Genomic DNA, 12,121 nt, shown 5'->3' with positions numbered 1-12,121 from the left:
CTGGGCGACCTGGTCGGCCAGGTCCGAGTCGGTTGTGCGCTGGCGCAGCCGCACCAGCAGCCAGGGGGCGTGCTGGTCGTACAGGACCCCGAACGCCTCCGAGTCCCCCTCGGCCACCGCCGCCAGCAGCTCGGCGTCGGTCGGCACCCGGTCGGGGTTCGCGCTCATGCCTAATTGTCGGAGCAGACGGCGCCGCGGTTCACGCAAGCCGCACGGACGGCCCGCGCGGGTGCACAGCCTCAAGAGGGGTCATGGGCCAGGGCCGGCCCGCAGGGTGAGCAGCCATGGGCGCCGCTCTATGGCGATCATCAGGTGGGCCGGTTCTCCGCCGGGGGGCGCCAGCGGTACCGCTTGACCGCCGACGACAAGGGTGCGCCGGCCGAGCCCAGTCGCCACCAACGGCAGCCGCTCGAAGCGTTGCGGCTGCCGCAGCTCCAGCCGCAGCCAGCCGCCCTCTCGGTGCGTCCGCCCGGTCAGGCCGTAGTAGTCGAGCACGGCCTGGCTCGGCGAGCCGACCGCTACCAGTCGGAAGCCCCCGTCCGGGGCGGCCACGAACGACTCAGCCGCCTCGACCCGGTAGTAGGAGTGGCGATAGCGCAGCTCGAACCGGCCGGGAGCCGGCAGGACCCGCGCCGCCACTGGCCGACCATCGGCGTCGGTCACCGTCACCACCGCCCGCTGGGGCAGCAGTCCCGCGGCGGCGGCCAGCGCCAGTGGCACGGCGACCGCGATCGGCCAGCGGCGGCGCCCGGCGGCCATCGCCGGCGGCCTAGCCGGCCGTCTCCTGGTAATACCGCTGCGCGCCAGGGTGCAGCTCCAGCGGCGTGACCTGCTGGGCGGTCTCCAGATCCAGGTTCTTGGCCTCCGGGTGGACCTTGACCAGCTCGGGCTTCTTGTCGAACAGCAGCTTGGTGAGCTGGTAGCCAAGGTCCTCGCTCATCGACCGGTTGACGACCAGGTAGTTGGGCACCCCGATCACCTTCACTCCTTCGGCGACGCCTTTGTAGGTGCCGCCGGGGATGGCCGTCTCGGCGTAGACCTCGCCGTACTGGCTGCGCAGCGGCTGCACGTACTCGTCGGTTGGCAGCAGCACGATCCGGCGGCTGGTGGCCAGGTCGGTGACGGCGCCGGTGGGCAGCCCACCCGACCAGAAGAAGGCGTCCAGCGAGCCGTCCTTGACCGCCTGGACCGACTCGGCCACGCCGAGCTGCTGGCGGCGAAGGTCGGCCTCGGGGTCGATCCCGGCCTCCTCCAGGATGCGCAGGGCGATCACCTCGGTGCCTGAATTGGGCGACCCGACCGACACCCGCTTGCCCTTGAGGTCCTCGATGCGCTCGATGCCCTTGCCGGCGGTGGCGACCACCTGGGTGTAGTTGGTGTACAGCTGGGCCAGGGCCTGGGCTGGTACCTGCTCCTTGAACGAGCCGCGGCCCTGCACGGCGTCGCTCGCCGTGTCGGCCAGGGTGAAGGCGAGCGCGCTCTTCTCGTCGGCGATCAGCGTCATGTTGTCGACGGAGGCGGAGGTGACCTCGGCGGTCGCCTCGTAGCCCTCCAGCGACGAGGTGATCAGCTTGGCCAGCCCGCCGCCGTAGACGAAGTAGACGCCGCCGGTCCCTCCGGTGGCGATCGACAGCCTCCGCGAGTCGGCGCCGCCGCCTCCGCCTCCTCCCCCGCCGCCGCCGCAGCCGGCCAGTGCCACCAGCGCGACCAGGGTGGGCACGGCCCACCGCCGCCAGCCTCTCATGGTTGCCTCCTTGCCTCGGTGGTCTCATCAGTCTCGTCGGTCTCGTCAGGTCCCCTGGGCTTGGCGTCCTCCCCAACCGGCCGGCCCGCCTCCCCGGCCGGTGCCGCACCGCCGGCCGCCCGCCGTCGGCGGGTGAGCAGGTGGACGGCGACGGCGGCCGCGGCCAGGGCGAGCCCGGCGCCGATCGCGGCCGGCTCCAGGTACAGCAGAAGTACGGCGGCAAGGCCGGCCAGGACCCGCTCGGGCCAGCCGGCCGGGCCGGCCAGCCAGGCGCCGGTGGCCAGCGCCAGCGCGGCCACCGCGACCACCGACACGGCCAGCGCCAGCAGGATGGTGCCCACCGGCCCCTCCAGCAGCAGCGCCTCGCCGCGCGGTGACAGCACGAACGCGAACGGGACAAGAAACGCCGGCAGCGTGTACCGCCAGGTGAGCATCATGGTGCGGAACGGGTTGCCGCCGGTGATGGCCGCCGCGGCCACCGCCGACAGCGCGGTCGGCGGGCTCACCTCGGAGAGAACCGCGTAGTAGAAGATGAACATGTAGGCCGCGAACGGCTCCACCCCCAGGGTGGTCAGGGCCGGGCCAATGATCACCGCGGCGATGATGAACGAAGCGGTCACCGGCACGGCCAACCCGAGAACGAGAACGGCGATGGCCGAGTAGAGAGCGGCGAGCCCCAGCCGGCCGCCAGCCAGGTCGACGATGATCGAGCTGACCTTCAGCCCGAGCCCGGTCAGGGTGACGACGGCGACGATGATCCCGGCGGCCGCGGTCGTGGCCGCCACCGGCAGCACCCCGATGGCGCCAGCGGCCAGCGCCTCCCACGTGCGCCTGGGGGTCATCCAGGTTGAGCGGTCCAGGAACGACAGCAGGAAGGCGGCGACGGTGGCGTACAGCACCGCCCGGAACGGTGACAGGCCGAACGCCATCAGGATCACGATGAGGAACAACGAGCTGAAGTGATAGCCCCAGCGCAGCAGCAGGCGACCGAGCGGCGGCGTGTCCAGCTCCACCGCCCGGGTGCGGAAGCGGCGGGAGTCGGCCTCGATGGCCAGCACGATGCCCAGGTAGTACAGGACGGTGGGGATGGTGGCGAACAGCAGCACCTGGAGGTAGCTGACGTTCAGGAACTCGGCGATGATGAACGCGGCCGCGCCCAGGGTCGGCGGCGATAGGATCGCGCCGATGCCGGAAGCGGCCAGGATCCCACCGCCCTGGTCGCGCGGATAGCCGGCCCGGCGCAGCACCGGCCAGGCCACCGAGCCGAGCGTGACCGTGGTCGCCACCCCCGACCCTGACACCGTCCCGAGCAGGAACCCGGCGAGGGTCACGGTCCGGGCCGGCGCCGCCGCTGACCTGCCGAAGGCGGCGAAGCTCACGTCGATGAAGTAGCGGCCGGCGCCTGAGTACTCCAGCACCGCCCCGTAGATGGTGAACAGCACGATGTAGGTGGCGGCCACGTCCAGCGGCACGCCGAAGATGCCCTCCACGCCCATGAACGTCTGGCCGACCAGCCGGTCCACGTCGTAGCCGACGTGGCCGAGCAGGTACCCGACGGGGATGAGGTTGCCGTAGTAGGCGTAGGCCAGGAAGGTGAGGCAGATGGCGGGCAGGATCCAGCCGATGGTACGGCGGGTCGCCTCCAGCACCAGCGCGATGGCGGCCAGACCCAGGGCGATGTCGGTGGTGGTCGGCCGCACGGCACGGCGCACGAACGCATCGAAGTCGAGCAGTGGCCAGGCGATGACGACGACGGCTGCGGCGGCCAGCGCCCAGTCGAGCACCCCCGGATTGTCGGGCTGCCCGTTCCCGGGTCGCTCGGGCCGCTCGTCCGGCCCGGGTTCGCCGGCCGGTGCCCCTCCCGCCCGCCGGCGCGTCCAGGGCCGGTAGACCAGGAACGTCATACCCAGGGCGACGGCCAGGAAGGTCATCCGGTACCGCTGGGCGGGCTGCGGGTCCAGCACCCACCAGATCGCGTAGCAGGACAACCCGACCCCGGCCGCCGACACGACCAGCCGGGCAGGACCGGTCAGATGGCGGGCCGGCTTCTCTGCCTCGTACTCGGCGAGCAGCGCCTCGGGCTGGTCGCCGGCCGACCCAGCCGCGGGTGTTCGCAGCTCGGCCATGGGTAATGTCTTCCGTCGCCTCAGGCGCGGTCGTTCAGGTCTTGGTGCCCAGATGGTGGGCGCATAAACCCGGGGCGGCCGTCGGCGGGGCTGGAGCTGCCGATCGTCGCCGTGCTACCAACCGCCCGGACCGGCTATGCGGAGCTGCTGTTGCAGTGCGGCCACGCCCAGCCTGGCGGTTCGGGCGGATGATCTGCTCGGCCGCGAGCTGGCGCTGGCGATGCTGGCCGAGGAGGGGGACCGCGGGCTCCGCTCGGATGGCTCAGGACCAGTGGCTCATCGGCAGACCCGGGACGGGAGCGCGGAAGGTGGGCAGCCGCGACATGGCCAGCGAGCCCACGTACGCCGTGCGCAGGTCTGGGCCGGCGAAGCACACGCTGGTCGGGAACTGCAGCCGCGGCCCGGCGGCGGCCAGCATGTCCTCGGGTGTGGCCGCGCCCGCCGCCAGCTTGTCGACGAAGGCGGCCAGCACGTCCTCGCGGGGATCCTCCAGGACCACATGCCAGTCGCCGTCGCGGGTCAGCACCCCGATGCCGTTGCGTACCACCGTGGTGACCCACAGGTTGCCCTCGGCGTCGAAGGTGAACCCGTCCACGAACCCGCCGAGGCCCAGCCCGTCGGGGCCGAACACCTCCCGTTCGCCCAGCGACCCGTCGGAGCGGACCGGGAACCGCAGGATGCGCGCTTTCATGGTCTCGGCGACGTACAGATACGTCTCGTCGGCGTCCAGCCGGGCCTCGTTGGTGGCGTAGATGCCGTCGGCCACGATCCGGGCGCCGCGGTCGTCGACCAGCACGATGAACCCGTCCGGGCGGGGATGGGCGACCGCCGGCCACCAGTGGTCCTCGCGGGTCAGGCAGGTCAGCCACAACCGCCCGGAGCGGTCGTAGAACACGAAGTTGGCGCTGGTGGTGCGCTGCCCGTCGACCTCCTCCAGCACGGTGGAGATCTGGCCGTCGCGGGTCATCTGCTGTACCCGCCCAAGGGCGATGTTGGCGGTGACCAGGTTGCCGTTGGGGTCGATGGCCAGCCCGTTGGGCTCCCCGCCCCACCCGCCCAGGAGTGTCTGGCCGCCGTCGGGGTCGATGCGGGTTACCCCGCCGCGGCCGTCAGAGGTCCACAGCGTCCCGTCCGGCTCGGCGACCACCGATTCGGGACGGTGCAGGTCCTGGCCGGTCCAGCCCAGCTGGTCGATGTCGAGGGTGAAGCTGTTGATCGCGTTGTCTGTGGCCATTGGCGTCTCTCCCTCTCGAGCCCACCGCACCGTCTCGGGGGCGCCGGGCACGACCTGGCTGCCCACGTACAGCGTGCCGTCCAGGTCCAGCAGCAGCACGGTGTCGATGCCGGTCAGCCGTCCCACGACCCACCTCCGCCACGTCCGCCCGGACCACCCGGGCAAGGCTACCGGTCCGCCGTGGCGAAGTTCCTGGCGGTGCTGGAGCCGGTGGACCCCCGGCAGCGGACCAACCACCGTCGACAGGCCAGTGGCCTTCGGGCGGCGTAGACCGGTCTCCGACCAGGGGCGTGGTCAGCAAGGCCAGACCGACTGGATCCTCCCGCTACGGCTGATGGGCGTTCGCTCCAGACCACGCTCGAGCCCGGGCCACTCGAGCCCTGCAATGTCGTACCGCCTGTTCAGCGGTAGGGGAAGCGGTGGGCGGTGGCCAGGAAGCGGCGCTCGTCGGTCTCCAAAAGCAGCTTGTTGGCCAGCATCTCATCGGCCACCGGGACCGGCGAGGTCGCCTCGATGCAGTAGCCAGACCCGTGCCGATCGATCCGCACGACCCCACCTCGCAGGATCCGGTAGCGACGACCGGAGGGGGTCGTAACCTCAAACCAGCGCCGCGCCCGGTACTGCTTCCGCTGGGCGGGCGACAGCCAGGCCCACAGCAACGCCTCGGCCCGCAGCCTGGCCTGGCGCCGGGCCACAAGCCCAGCCCAGGAACGGCGGAGCTGGATCGCCAGGCAGGGGACGAGGACGACGGCGGCGGCCGTCCCGGCCACCCACCAGGTCTCTGCGGTCATGCCGGAACGCTAGCCGCCAGCCAGTCGCGGGGCGACGAACAGCTCGGTATGTTCCTCGGGGTTCCAGGTGGCCAAGCGCACCTGTTCGCCGCTGCCGTCCCCGGTCTGGCGGTACACCAGCCGCCCGGTCGCCTGCGCCTCCCGGAAGATCGCCTCGATCTCCTGGACGGTGCTCGGGTCGGTGGTGTCCCAGGTGTGGGTGGTGTCGCCCTGGTGGTCGGCGACATGCATGGTGCCGGTCATCTGCCGCGCCTCCTCCAACGGCACTGACGCGGGACCTGTGGCAGCCGCCGGGCGGCGGCCATGGACCTGCATCAGCGGTCTCACCAGCTCATTCTGCGCGGGCTGGGAGCCTGATGAAAGAGCTGCGCCCGCCGCCGGGACCGTCCGCAACAAATCATCACACGCTGACTGTCCGCCGCCTGCCACGGCCTGCTGGGCTGCCCGCCGCCTACCAGGTCCGATCGTCGCTGCCCCGTTCCGGTTGCTTGACCAGCGACATGGTCGTGAACCCCCCGGACCCGAACAGTTCCTGGGTCTGCATCTTGACCGACTCGGTCTGGGTGCCGGCCGCGAACGTCACGGTGTCGTGGCCCAGCACCTCCGGATCGACATAGACCTGCGCGTCGAGCAGCGCCCCGAGCGGGGGTAGGGCACCCAGCTCGTAGTCGGGGAAGTCACGACCAAGCTCCTCCTCGCTGGCCAGACGAGCCCGGCTATCACCGAGCGCCTCGCGGGCCAGGTGCAGATCCAGCCGATGCGAGGCGGGAATGACCATCAACGCGTACCCGGACCCGGTCCGCACCGCCAACGTCTTGAGCACCTCGCCGACCTCAATGCCGAGGGCCCGTGCCTCGTCGACGGATGTGTACGCCTGTCGATGCGGGATTACCTCGAAGACGCAGCCTCGCTGCTCGAGGTGCTCGGTGACCACCGACATCGCTGCCACCTCCTAGGCCGCGAGGTCCCGCGGCGGCCAGGTCGACGCCTTCCCGGCGCCGCCCACGCGGCTGTGGTCCTACCGTACCCGGCATCCCGTACCCGGCATCGACGGCACTGCCGATCGTAACCCCGTTGCCCGACCTTGACGGCGCAAAGATCGAACCCTCAGCGACGTTCTCTCTAGACATCCGCATCGGTGATGCCGGTGGCTACCGGTTAGGACATGCCATGACACAGGGATGTGCTCTTCAACCGCTGTGCCCCAGTCCACTGAGTGCTAGCCAGACTACCTGGTAGCAAAGGTGCTGCTCAGAGGGCCGATGACTGATCGAGAGAGGTTATGGCCTTGGGCCACATCCCGACTGCTACGTGCTGGCCCCAACCAGGAAGGGAAGGACGCTGGCCAGCCTTTCCGCTGGTCAGCCTTGGTGTGGAGCCCCCCGCCGGAATCGAACCGGCGACCCCATCCTTACCATCGATGCGCGGGTGGTTCACAACGCCGTGCGTCACCCCACGTCCCCGCACAACCACCCAGGTCAGAGGCGCTCTGGAGGGAGGTGTCGTAGGGCGGGGTGAGGTTGCGTGTTGCGCAGTTTTCTGGCAAATCTCTGGCACGCCCAAGCCTTCACGACCTGGGCGGTAAGACATCGCCGGCTGGCACAGCGTGGGCATCCCGTCCCTTCACACATCACGGTCAGGCCGAAGCTAACTGCGCACCCCCGACGCAACGCTCTCCCCAGAACGATTCGGATCGAGCCGACCCGGCGTCGCTGTGGGCTGCGTCCGCCGCGGGCGCTGTCGCCCGCTCCGTAGCCGGGTCCTCAGCGGATGGGTAAGCGGCTGCGGCGACCGTCGCCGCAGCGGCCACCAGGAAGGGTGGGTGAGACGGTCGCCCGCCCCAGCAAGGTCTTGGCCTTGTCGAGCAGGACTGCGGGGTCGAACGGCTTGACCAAGTAGTCGTCCGCCCCAACCCGGCGCGCCGCCTCTACATCGGCCAAGACGTAGTTGCCGGTCACCATGATCACCGGGATGGCGGCCAGGGTCGCATCGGCACGGATCTGTGCGCAGACCGCGTAGCCGTCGAGGCCGGGCATCAGGACATCGAGCAGCACCAGGTCGGGGTGGACGGCAATGGCCTTGGCGAGCACATCGGGGCCGTCGCGGGCGGTGACGACCTCAAGCCTTCTAGCCGGAGATAAATCTCCACGAAGCGAACGATGTCGGCGTCATCGTCGGCCACGAGCACGGTGGCAGCCAACGCGCAGTCCTCTCGTGAGCGGGTTCGGCAGCTTGGTAGGGGCCCCCGGCGGTACCGCCGGGGGCCGTTGCCAGGCGGATGCGTTGGATGTTCCGCGAGCAACTCTGGGATGGTCAGCTGGTGGCCGAGCTGGCTGCGATGGCCGCCATCTGGCCGCCGGGGGTGACCTGGATGCGCTTGGCCTTGGCCTCTTCGGCCTTGGGCACCAGGATGCGCAGCACGCCGTCCTCCATCGAAGCCTCGACCGCGTCAGGCTCGACATGGGCGGGCAGGGTGATCGAGCGGCGGAAGGCGCCGGAGGAGCGCTCGACTCGGTGGAACTGCTCTTCGGAGGAGTCATGGGCGAAGTGCCGCTCGCCCTGGATGGTCACCAGGCCGTCCTCAAGGATGATCTCCAGGTCGTCGAGCTTGACCCCGGGCAGCTCCACGGTCACCCGATAGGCGTCCTTGCCTTCGGAGATGTCCAGCGCTGGCGCCCAGGCCCGGGTGCTGGCCCCGGTCGCGCTCTGCCACTGGCCGTGCAGGCCAAGTGCCTGGGCGAACAGCCTGTCCATCTGGTCCTGGGCCCGCTCGTCCTGCGCGCTGCGCAGGTCCACGAACGGGTACCACTGGGTTCTGAGCATCATCTGGTTCTCCCTCGTCCTTGGCCGCTCGGCGGCCGCCGGCTCGGGGACAACGCAGTCCGGGTGCGTGCAGCGGGTGCACTTGCCGAGTACCCCCACCATACATTGAACACTGTTCAACTGTCAAGAACGATGTTCACATACTCGCCACGCGACCGTTGAATCGGTACCCGGAGGGGCGGGTCCCGTCGCTGGTCGGCCACCAAGACCCCCGAGCGGGCTGTGGGCGGCATGGAGGTCGATCTCGGCCAGGACGTTGTCCAGGACCAGGTCGTGGAGTTGTTGTTTGTTGGTGAGGTGGGGGGAGAGGGCGCCGGGGACGACGCCCAGGCGGGCGGCCAGGCGGCGCATGGTCAGGGCATGAACGCCGTCGTGGGCGATGACCGCGCGAAGGCGATCGCCCGTCGGTCGCCGCCATCGAACCGGACCGGGTTCCGACGAGAGACCACGACGACGGCGCACCGGCCTGGCTGGCGACCATCAAACGGATCTAGCCTGCGGGACTGGCCGGCCCGGTGACGATCCCGCGCTGTCACGCATGGCTCACGGAGCGGGCTGCGCGCGCTCAGCTCTCGATGAACTGGTAATCGGTCTGGATCCGGCCATCGGGAGCGAGGAGGACGAGCTCGAGCCCGACCGCGAGGACCTCGCCGCTCGGGGAGACGCCCTCCCAGCGGAACTTGACCGCGTCGCCGATGCGGCTGGCATCGTCCTGCGGCCTGAACGACATCTGGCCGGTCGCGACGAACTGCTCGTACGCACTGGTGACCCTTCCCCCGAGCTCGTCGTGGCCCCGGGCCTGGAACAGCGGGGCGAGCTGCAAGCCCTGGGCGGACTCATAGGCCTCTTGCGGCGGCTGCAGCAGGTGAAGCGCGTCCTCGCTCCAGAGGTCGGCGACCCTTTCGCGGCGCCGCTCCGGGTCCGCCTCATTCCAGATCGCCACGTATCGCGCCGCAACCTGATTGGGGTCCTTGCTTCTCATCGGGCCTCCCTTTCCGGTCATCTCTGGCTCCGGAAAGGGGTGAACAAGAGGCCGCGGCTCCGCAGTTCCCTTTCTTTGGCTTGCCGCGGCCTGTTCCATGGCTTGCAGGATGACCGGGTTCTCGGATCGACCATGCTGCGCCTGGCGTCGACTCTGATGCCCGGCGGGACCTCCAGCGATACCACTGGTCGTGGCGGCGCGCCGTCCAGGCGCCCGTCCTGGCTCACGTTCTCGGGCGGCCATTCGCGGACGAAGATCCGGGTGTCGGGGACGCGGTAGGCCTCATCGAGTGCGGTGAAGATCTCCTGCACCAGCGGCTTCTTGGCGTCGGCGGGAAGGCCGGGAGGGACGTCGAGGTAGGCAACCGGCATGGTGTGCGCTCCTTGTCTGGTCGGGGTGGGCAGTGGTGGGTTCACCGATGACACTCTCGGTCATCGCCAGCAGGTGATGTCGTGGATCAGTCGACCAGGGTGCCGCCGCTGAGGTTGACGACGGTCCCGGTCATGGCGCTAGCCTGGTCCGAGGCAACGAAGGCCGCCGCGTTGGCCACCTCGGCCAGCGTGGGAAGCCGCCTGCGGTGCGTCAGGCCCTCGGCCATGGCCTGGAACTGCTCGGCGGCGATCCCGAGCGCGTTGGCGTGCTGGCCGAAGACCACCTCGATGGTGGCGGTCTCCGGGATGGCGTCCGGGCGCAGGCACACGACCCGGATGCCATGCGGCCCCAGCTCGGCCGACAGGACGCGGGTCAGCGCCTCCACCCCCGCCCACGCCGCTGCCATCCCGCCGACCAGCGGGGCGGCCAGCCGGGCCGGGGTGGCGGTGAGCGTGAGGATCACCACCCCCGAGCCCTGGGTGAGCATGCGCCGCGCCGCCGCCCGTGCGGTCAGGAAGTGGGCGGTGGTGTAGGTGGCGACCGGGAGGCCGAAGCCCGCGACCGACAGCTCCACCAGCGGGGTGCCCTGGATGCCCTCCTGGGGGATTCCGATGGCGTTAAAGGAGATGTCCAGGCTGCCCGCCCTGGCCACCACGGCGTCGGCGTGGCGCTCCACGGCCTGCTCGTCGAGCGCGTCGACCGCCGCCGCCTCGGCGGATCCGCCGGCGGCGGTGACCTCCTTGGCCGCCACCTCGAGCGCCGCCAGGTTGCGGCCGGTGAGGAACACGTTCGCGCCCTCGCGGGCGAAGGCGTGGGCGACCGCGGCCCCGATGGCCCCTCCTGCCCCGTAGATCACGGCGTTCTTGTTCGCAAGCAGCATCTCCGTCCTCCGTTGGGAGTTTCGGCACCGACTGCGCGGTCGGTCTGGAAACAAGATCCGGGCGAGGCGCGGAACTCATCGGCGAGGCCGCGGCAGGCTGCGCCGTTGGCCGCCGTGACGCCGTCGACGACCGGCCGCGGGTGCCCGCTGGTTGTGTGCGCGGCTAGGCCTGGGGGCTGCGGCCGAGGAAGGCAACCAGCTGGTCGCCGGGGCTGGCCAGGGGCGACACGGCGACCGGGGACCCAAACAGCCGGGGGCGGGTGGCCTCGGTGACCAGCACCGGGCAGATCGCGAGCAGGCCGGTGGCCAGCGCCGGCGGGATCGGCCGTGCCTGCCCGCATGCCCGGTAGACGTCCCAGCCGTGGACGGCGATCTCGATGGCCCCGGTCGCGGCCACCACGCTGGCGGCCAGCGGGTGGCCGGCGATGGCGACGACCCGCCCGCGGCAGCCGGCGGCGCGCCAGGCGCCGAGGAGCCTGCCGGCCCGGTCACCAAAGGTCGCGGCCGGATCACCCCCGCCCCCGGCGCCGCCATCCCCCTCGGTCGGGTGGGGGTCGATGTGCCCGGTGTCGATGCCCTCGCCAAGCGTGTCGACGGCGTCGTTGAGGTGGTGCAGCAGCGTCCACAGGTCCCACTCCACGCACGGTGTCGGACCGCGCAGCCGCGGTGGGGTGACGGCCTGCACGGCGCCCAGGGCGTAGCTGATCGCGGCTTCGAGCAACCCCAACGCGTCGGCCGGCACCGCCCTGGTCTGGGCGTCGATCATGGTCCCACCGACAGGGGCAGGCCGAAGCCGGCGAACAAGGCCGGATCCAGGAACACCACGATCCGCGCGATCCCAGTCGGGGTGAGGGAGAGCACGTGCACGGCGTGGGCGTGGTAGACGCCGTCGCGACCGCGCCGGTACGCCGCGGCCGCCAGCTGCCCGTTGGCCGTGGTCGGGACCATCCGCAACCGGCCCGGCCCGGTCAGGACCTGGGAGGCGAAGAACCGCACCACCGCCCGCCGACCAGCGAACCAGGTCACAAACGGCGGCATCTCCAGCTCCACGTCCTCCCGCAGCAGCTGCTGGAGGGCGGTGCCGTCAGCGGTCTCGAAGGCCGCGACGTACCGCTCCAGCAGCGCGCGGCGGAGCGGCTCGGCCGGCTCGGCGAGCTCGTCCTCGGCGG

General features: G+C 70.9%; 14 protein-coding genes and 1 pseudogene. 1 reads left to right on the top strand and 14 read right to left on the bottom strand.

The genetic code is table 11. From position 1 onward, the window contains the following. Positions 1–249: 249 nt before the first annotated feature. The 9 genes and pseudogenes from VF468_27985 to VF468_27945 all read right to left on the bottom strand — a co-directional run bounded on the left by VF468_27985 (position 250) and on the right by VF468_27945 (position 8,721). Entirely contained in the window at positions 250–759 is a 510-nt protein-coding gene (locus VF468_27985; GenBank protein ID HEX5882125.1) for a hypothetical protein, read from the bottom strand. A 10-nt stretch (positions 760–769) separates the two neighbouring features. Beyond that, positions 770–1,744 (bottom strand): TAXI family TRAP transporter solute-binding subunit, encoded by a 975-nt coding sequence (locus VF468_27980; protein ID HEX5882124.1) that lies wholly within the window; start codon positions 1,742–1,744, stop codon positions 770–772. Further along, positions 1,741–3,870 (bottom strand): TRAP transporter fused permease subunit, encoded by a 2,130-nt coding sequence (locus VF468_27975; GenBank protein ID HEX5882123.1) that lies wholly within the window; start codon positions 3,868–3,870, stop codon positions 1,741–1,743. Before VF468_27975 ends, VF468_27980 begins: the two co-directional genes overlap by 4 nt. A gap of 262 nt (positions 3,871–4,132) precedes the next feature. Next, on the bottom strand, positions 4,133–5,230 hold the full coding sequence (locus tag VF468_27970; GenBank protein ID HEX5882122.1) for an SMP-30/gluconolactonase/LRE family protein: 1,098 nt from the start codon (positions 5,228–5,230) through the stop codon (positions 4,133–4,135). Positions 5,231–5,505: 275 nt separating this feature from the next. Then, complete coding sequence (locus tag VF468_27965; GenBank protein ID HEX5882121.1) at positions 5,506–5,895, bottom strand: hypothetical protein; 390 nt, start codon at positions 5,893–5,895, stop codon at positions 5,506–5,508. A 9-nt stretch (positions 5,896–5,904) separates the two neighbouring features. Continuing rightward, positions 5,905–6,138, bottom strand: coding sequence for a hypothetical protein (locus VF468_27960; protein ID HEX5882120.1), 234 nt, complete (start codon positions 6,136–6,138; stop codon positions 5,905–5,907). 208 nt (positions 6,139–6,346) lie between these two features. Further along, positions 6,347–6,835: a YbaK/EbsC family protein gene (locus tag VF468_27955; protein ID HEX5882119.1), complete on the bottom strand. Its 489-nt coding sequence runs from the start codon at positions 6,833–6,835 to the stop codon at positions 6,347–6,349. An 823-nt stretch (positions 6,836–7,658) separates the two neighbouring features. Then, positions 7,659–8,009 (bottom strand): annotated as a pseudogene (locus tag VF468_27950) (response regulator). Positions 8,010–8,208: 199 nt separating this feature from the next. Continuing rightward, entirely contained in the window at positions 8,209–8,721 is a 513-nt protein-coding gene (locus tag VF468_27945) for an Hsp20/alpha crystallin family protein (protein ID HEX5882118.1), read from the bottom strand. A gap of 228 nt (positions 8,722–8,949) precedes the next feature. Here VF468_27945 and VF468_27940 point away from each other — a divergent pair, with 228 nt between their 5' ends. Beyond that, entirely contained in the window at positions 8,950–9,237 is a 288-nt protein-coding gene (locus VF468_27940) for a hypothetical protein (GenBank protein HEX5882117.1), read from the top strand. Between the two features lie 46 nt (positions 9,238–9,283). Here VF468_27940 and VF468_27935 read toward each other — a convergent pair whose 3' ends face one another. The 5 genes from VF468_27935 to VF468_27915 form a co-directional block, all read right to left on the bottom strand. Continuing rightward, positions 9,284–9,700 (bottom strand): hypothetical protein, encoded by a 417-nt coding sequence (locus VF468_27935; protein ID HEX5882116.1) that lies wholly within the window; start codon positions 9,698–9,700, stop codon positions 9,284–9,286. 17 nt (positions 9,701–9,717) lie between these two features. Next, a complete protein-coding gene (locus VF468_27930; protein ID HEX5882115.1) occupies positions 9,718–10,071 on the bottom strand; it encodes a hypothetical protein in 354 nt (117 codons plus the stop codon). An 86-nt stretch (positions 10,072–10,157) separates the two neighbouring features. Continuing rightward, the gene (locus VF468_27925; protein ID HEX5882114.1) at positions 10,158–10,952 is read right to left on the bottom strand and encodes an SDR family oxidoreductase; all 795 of its coding nucleotides are present in this window, start codon (positions 10,950–10,952) and stop codon (positions 10,158–10,160) included. Positions 10,953–11,115: 163 nt separating this feature from the next. Then, the gene (locus tag VF468_27920) at positions 11,116–11,718 is read right to left on the bottom strand and encodes a TIGR03086 family metal-binding protein (protein HEX5882113.1); all 603 of its coding nucleotides are present in this window, start codon (positions 11,716–11,718) and stop codon (positions 11,116–11,118) included. Further along, positions 11,715–12,121 (bottom strand): nuclear transport factor 2 family protein (locus VF468_27915; protein HEX5882112.1); only part of this gene is annotated, 407 nt, incomplete at its 5' end. The genes VF468_27915 and VF468_27920, both read right to left, overlap by 4 nt.

It is taken from the genome of Actinomycetota bacterium, assembly GCA_036280995.1.
GTDB lineage: Bacteria > Actinomycetota > CALGFH01 > CALGFH01 > CALGFH01 > CALGFH01.
The sequence above is the reverse complement of the archived record's forward strand: the minus strand, read 5'-3'. Positions and strand labels throughout refer to the sequence as shown.

Bases quoted from the DNA above. Each gene is read 5' to 3' on its own strand.
- VF468_27985 (HEX5882125.1), bottom strand. From the start codon at position 759: ATGGCCGCCGGGCGCCGCCGCTGGCCGATCGCGGTCGCCGTGCCACTG.
- VF468_27980 (HEX5882124.1), bottom strand. From the start codon at position 1,744: ATGAGAGGCTGGCGGCGGTGGGCCGTGCCCACCCTGGTCGCGCTGGTG.
- VF468_27975 (HEX5882123.1), bottom strand. From the start codon at position 3,870: ATGGCCGAGCTGCGAACACCCGCGGCTGGGTCGGCCGGCGACCAGCCC.
- VF468_27965 (HEX5882121.1), bottom strand. From the start codon at position 5,895: ATGACCGCAGAGACCTGGTGGGTGGCCGGGACGGCCGCCGCCGTCGTC.
- VF468_27960 (HEX5882120.1), bottom strand. From the start codon at position 6,138: ATGACCGGCACCATGCATGTCGCCGACCACCAGGGCGACACCACCCAC.
- VF468_27955 (HEX5882119.1), bottom strand. From the start codon at position 6,835: ATGTCGGTGGTCACCGAGCACCTCGAGCAGCGAGGCTGCGTCTTCGAG.
- VF468_27945 (HEX5882118.1), bottom strand. From the start codon at position 8,721: ATGATGCTCAGAACCCAGTGGTACCCGTTCGTGGACCTGCGCAGCGCG.
- VF468_27940 (HEX5882117.1), top strand. From the start codon at position 8,950: ATGGAGGTCGATCTCGGCCAGGACGTTGTCCAGGACCAGGTCGTGGAG.
- VF468_27935 (HEX5882116.1), bottom strand. From the start codon at position 9,700: ATGAGAAGCAAGGACCCCAATCAGGTTGCGGCGCGATACGTGGCGATC.
- VF468_27930 (HEX5882115.1), bottom strand. From the start codon at position 10,071: ATGCCGGTTGCCTACCTCGACGTCCCTCCCGGCCTTCCCGCCGACGCC.
- VF468_27925 (HEX5882114.1), bottom strand. From the start codon at position 10,952: ATGCTGCTTGCGAACAAGAACGCCGTGATCTACGGGGCAGGAGGGGCC.
- VF468_27920 (HEX5882113.1), bottom strand. From the start codon at position 11,718: ATGATCGACGCCCAGACCAGGGCGGTGCCGGCCGACGCGTTGGGGTTG.